At 72.6% G+C, this 4,008-nt stretch carries 4 protein-coding genes; 2 read left to right on the forward strand and 2 right to left on the reverse strand.

Annotated features, from left to right (window positions below; genetic code table 11):
* Positions 1-1,115, reverse strand: a 1,115-nt coding sequence (locus tag MEICH_RS25795) for a S8 family peptidase (RefSeq protein WP_157202950.1), incomplete at its 3' end; no start/stop codon positions are given.
* A gap of 207 nt (positions 1,116-1,322) precedes the next feature.
* On the opposite strand from MEICH_RS25795, the gene MEICH_RS0117245 reads away from it, so the two are divergent.
* Together MEICH_RS0117245 and MEICH_RS27355 are read left to right on the forward strand one after the other, a co-directional pair.
* On the forward strand, positions 1,323-2,135 hold the full coding sequence (locus tag MEICH_RS0117245; protein WP_169730700.1) for a TrmH family RNA methyltransferase: 813 nt from the start codon (positions 1,323-1,325) through the stop codon (positions 2,133-2,135).
* A gap of 110 nt (positions 2,136-2,245) precedes the next feature.
* Positions 2,246-2,785, forward strand: a complete 540-nt coding sequence (locus MEICH_RS27355; protein WP_051304312.1) for a hypothetical protein — start codon at positions 2,246-2,248, stop codon at positions 2,783-2,785.
* 200 nt (positions 2,786-2,985) lie between these two features.
* On the opposite strand, the gene MEICH_RS0117255 is transcribed toward MEICH_RS27355, so the two are convergent.
* Positions 2,986-4,008: AfsR/SARP family transcriptional regulator (locus MEICH_RS0117255; protein WP_027893622.1), on the reverse strand; the 1,023-nt coding region annotated here is incomplete at its 5' end.

Consider the following 4,008-nt stretch of genomic DNA (forward strand, 5'->3'; position numbering starts at 1 on the left):
GGCCGGGCCGACAGCAGCAGCGCCGCGCCGCCCGCCACCAGCGGGGTGGCCATCGAGGTGCCGCTCATCGACATGTAGCCGCCGCCCGGCACCGCCGAGACGATGCCCACCCCGGGGGCCACCAGGTCGGGCTTGCTCAGCACGCGGTTGTAGGGGTAGCCCCACAGCACCGGGCCCCGGCTGCTGAAGGAGGCCACCTGGTCGTTCTCGTCGGTGGCGCCCACGCCCAGCGCGTCGGGAAGGTTGGCGGGGGAGGCGGTGGTCTCGGCGCCGGGGCCGTAGTTGCCGATGGCGTAGACGCCCACGATGCCCAGCGACTTCACCCGCTCGACGATGGTGGCGAATTCGGGCCAGGTGCCCTCCACCGCCAGCGACAGCGAGAGCACCTGCACCCCCTGGTCGATGGCCCACTGCATCCCGCCGATGATCTGGGCCAGCGTGCCCCCACCGTCGGGCAGCACCAGCGCCGAGACGATGCGAGCGTCGGGCGCGGCGCCCACCTCGTTGCCCACGATCAGCCCGGCGGTGTGGGTGCCGTGGGTGTCGGTGTCGCGGGGGCTGGTGGGGGAGGCGTTGCCCTCGCTGTCGACCACCGCGAAGGCCGCGACCTTGCCGGCGAGGGCCGGGTGGCTGGCGTCGACGCCGGTGTCGAGGTGCCCGATCCTCACCCCCTGACCGCGGAACCCCGCGGCCCAGAGCTGGGTGGCGCCGATGCGCTCGAGCGCCCACCTCGAGCCCCCCGGCGCGCTGCTGCCCTGCACGCGGGGCCGCGGGATCTGCACCCGGCGGTTCTCGTAGACCCGCCGGACGCCGGGGGTGTTGGCGAGGGCGGCCACGGCGTTGGCCGGCAGGCGCACCAGGAAGCTCTGGTTGAGCCAGAAGCCCTTGATGGGCCGGACCTTGAGCTTGAGCTTCTGCACCTCGAGCTGCTGCTTGAGCGCGCCCAGCAGGCTCTGCCGGGCCTGGCCGGGGGGCAGGCCCCCCTGCTCCATCTCGACGATGACCTCGACGGTGCCGCCTTGGGCCAGCCGCTGCTTGAGCTTCTCGTCCACCTTATTCTGGGCAAGGCCCAACGTGCACAGCGCGGCGGCCAGCACGAGAAGAATCTTCCTCATGAGGTCAGGGTAGCCGAGGGAGATATGGGCCGCTTAGGGATATCCTTTAGCGCGGCTTACCGTGGGCTCACGCGGTTCCAATGCAGCGGGGGAGGCGTAAAGCTCCCTCCCGAAGCCTCGCGCTTGACTCTCCAGTTGCTAGAGACTTTACCCTGCCTCTCGGCCGGGGCCTGGGGCCCTGGGCAAGAACTCTACGAGGTGAGGGCGATGAGCACGGCAACGACGGAATTGCGTCCCGGCGGGGTGGTGGACTCGCTGTTGCACCCCCTGGCGCAGGAGGTTCGCGGGCTGCTGCGGCACCCCCAGCGGGACGCCGCCCACCGCTCCATCCTGATCGATGACGAGGAGAACATCCTGCAGGCCCTGCGGGCGGGGGTGCGGCTCGAGCGCCTGTTCCACGCGGGCGAGCAGATCCCCTCCGAGGGGCTGCTCCGGGCCCTGCCCCAGGGCGTCGGCGTCTACGAGGTCGCCCGCCGCACCTGCAAGAAGCTCTTCGAGAACGACAAGGTCTCCCGCCTCTTCGCCATCGCCCGAGCCCCCGCCCCGGTGCGGCTGGAGGACCTGGGCAGCCTCAGGGGCGACGTCGTGGTGCTCGACGGCCTGGGGATCGCGGGCAACGTCGGGGCCATCGTCCGCACGGCGGCGGCCCTGGGCGCGGGGGCGGTGGTGCTGCTCAATTCCGAGGCCGCCGACGTCTACGACCGGCGCCTGATCCGCGCGAGTCGGGGGCACGTGTTCTCGCTGCCGGTGGTCAAGGCCCCCACCGGGCCCTTCCTGGCCTTCTGCCGCGCACGGGGCTTGCCCCTCCTCGTGGCCACGCCCTGGGGGGAGGTGCCGGTCGGGCGCCTCGCGGCGCTGCCCCGGCCGCTGGCCCTGGCCTTCGGCAACGAGATCGAGGGCTGTTCGCCCGCCCTCGAGGCCGCGGCGAGCTTCCGGGTGCGCATCCCCACCGACCCGCGGGTGGAATCCCTCAACGTCTCGGCCGCTGCGGCCATCGCCCTGTTCCACCGCCTGCGCTAAAGGGAGCCCTCGCGCCCGTCGGCCGCTCGCGTTACCCTGACGTTACTGCACCTCGGACATCATCAAGACAGGGCGGGGATGAAGCGCCCGCCAGGGAGGAGATTGACCGGATGAAACGTTTACTGCTGAGCATTCTCGCGCTGATGACGGGACTGGGGATCGCGCAGACGGCCGGGAGCTACGTGGGCGAGGTGCCCGGCTCCAAGGCCTTCATCGCGGTGGTGGTGGGGCCGGAGGGCAAGGCCCTGGCCTACGTCTGCGACGGCGAAACCATCGCGCTGTGGTTCCGGGGGAGACTCGAGGGCGGGGCGCTCGAGCTGCTGGGCGGCGCCGGACAACGCCTGCAAGCCCGCCTGGACCAGGGGATCAGCGGCCGGGTCACCCTCCCCGACGGCCGCACGCTGGCCTTCAGCGCCCAGGGAGCCACCGGCGAGGCCGGCCTCTACCGCTACGAGGGCAGCCTCAGCGGGACCGCCTACACCGGCGGCTGGATCGTGAACGCCAAGGGCGAACAGCGCGGCGCCGTGATCGGCGGAGGCACGCTCTCCTCCTCGGTACTGTCCGCCAAGACCTTGCAGGCCGAACACACGGCTCTGGGCAAGCTCCTCGCCTGGCGGGTGACGCCGGAGTGGGTGAGCAAGAGCCTGTGAGGAGCGGTAAGCCGTCAGCGGTCAGCGATCAGCCGTCAGCTCATGGCTAGTGGCGTGTGGTTACCCACCCCGGCCCTCCCCGCGTGCGGGGAGGGGGTATCCCCCCTGCCCCCCTTGTTAAGGGGGGTAAAGAAGGGGCGTTTTGCGTCTTGCGTTTAGCGTTCGGCTATCGGCTATCGACCATCGACTATCGACCCCCCTCAAACCCCGTCCCGAACGAACTCCCGCCAATCCTCCGGCAGCCGCTCCCCCACCTCCGCGAAGCGCTCGAGGGCCTGGCGGTAGAGCCGTTCGGCGCCGGCGGGGTTGTCCAGGTGATGCAGGGCCCGCAGGCCCAGGGCGAGGGCCTCGAGGTCGTAGGGGTCGGCCTCGAGGAGCAGGCGCGCGACGCGCAGGGCTTCTTCGGGGTCGCTGGCGAGTTCCCGGGCGGCCCGGGCGCGCAGGGCGTGGTAGAGCGACTCGCGCACCGAGGCGTCCCAGCCCTCGCCCACGCCCTGCAGGTAGGGCCCGCGCCACAGCCGGGTGTCGCCGCTTTGGAGGAAGCGCTCGGCGTCGGAGGCCACCGCCCCCAGCGCGTAGCCCTGGCGGGTGCGGGTGACGGCCGAGGGGCCCAGGGCGGTGCGCAGGCGGTAGACCAGTTGCTTGAGCGCGGCGGCGGCCTTGGCCTCCTCCATCTCGGGGTAGAGCGCGTCGATGAGCTCGAGCTGCGCCACCTCGGCGCGCCCGGCCAGGCGGGCCTCGAGCAGCACCCCCAGCAGCTCCCAGCCCTTGCGGGCGGTGTACTCGACCGGCGCCCCCTCGACCCGCAGCTCGAGCGGGCCCAGCACGTCGACCTCGACGCCGGGGGCTTCGGGGGCGGCCGGGGTGTCCGGCGGCGGGAAGTAGCGGCGCGCGAGGTTGACCCAGTGCGGGTTGCCGGCCTGCTCGAAGCGCCGGACGCGCCGCTCGGCCGCCGGGCGGTCGCCCTGAATGCGGTCGATCTCCAGGGCCATGCGGTGCGCGAAGGGCTCGTGGCCCAGCGCGCGCATCCCCGCCACCGCCTCGCTCAGGGCCTCGAGCGCCGCCTCGGCCTGGACCAGGCGCTCCAGCGCCAGCCCACGCACCCAGCCCCCCACCACCGCGATGCGCTCCTCGCCCAGCTCGCGCACCAGGCGGTCGGACTCCTCGAGCAGCTCGAGGCCGCGCCGGGGCAGGCCGTGGATGGCCTCCGCCCAGGCCACGAA

Origin of the sequence: Calidithermus chliarophilus DSM 9957, from assembly GCF_000430045.1 — a bacterium.
GTDB lineage: Bacteria > Deinococcota > Deinococci > Deinococcales > Thermaceae > Calidithermus > Calidithermus chliarophilus.

Coding starts and splice junctions, on each gene's coding strand:
- MEICH_RS0117245 (WP_169730700.1), top strand. CDS start 1,323: ATGAGCACGGCAACGACGGAATTGCGTCCCGGCGGGGTGGTGGACTCG.
- MEICH_RS27355 (WP_051304312.1), top strand. CDS start 2,246: ATGAAACGTTTACTGCTGAGCATTCTCGCGCTGATGACGGGACTGGGG.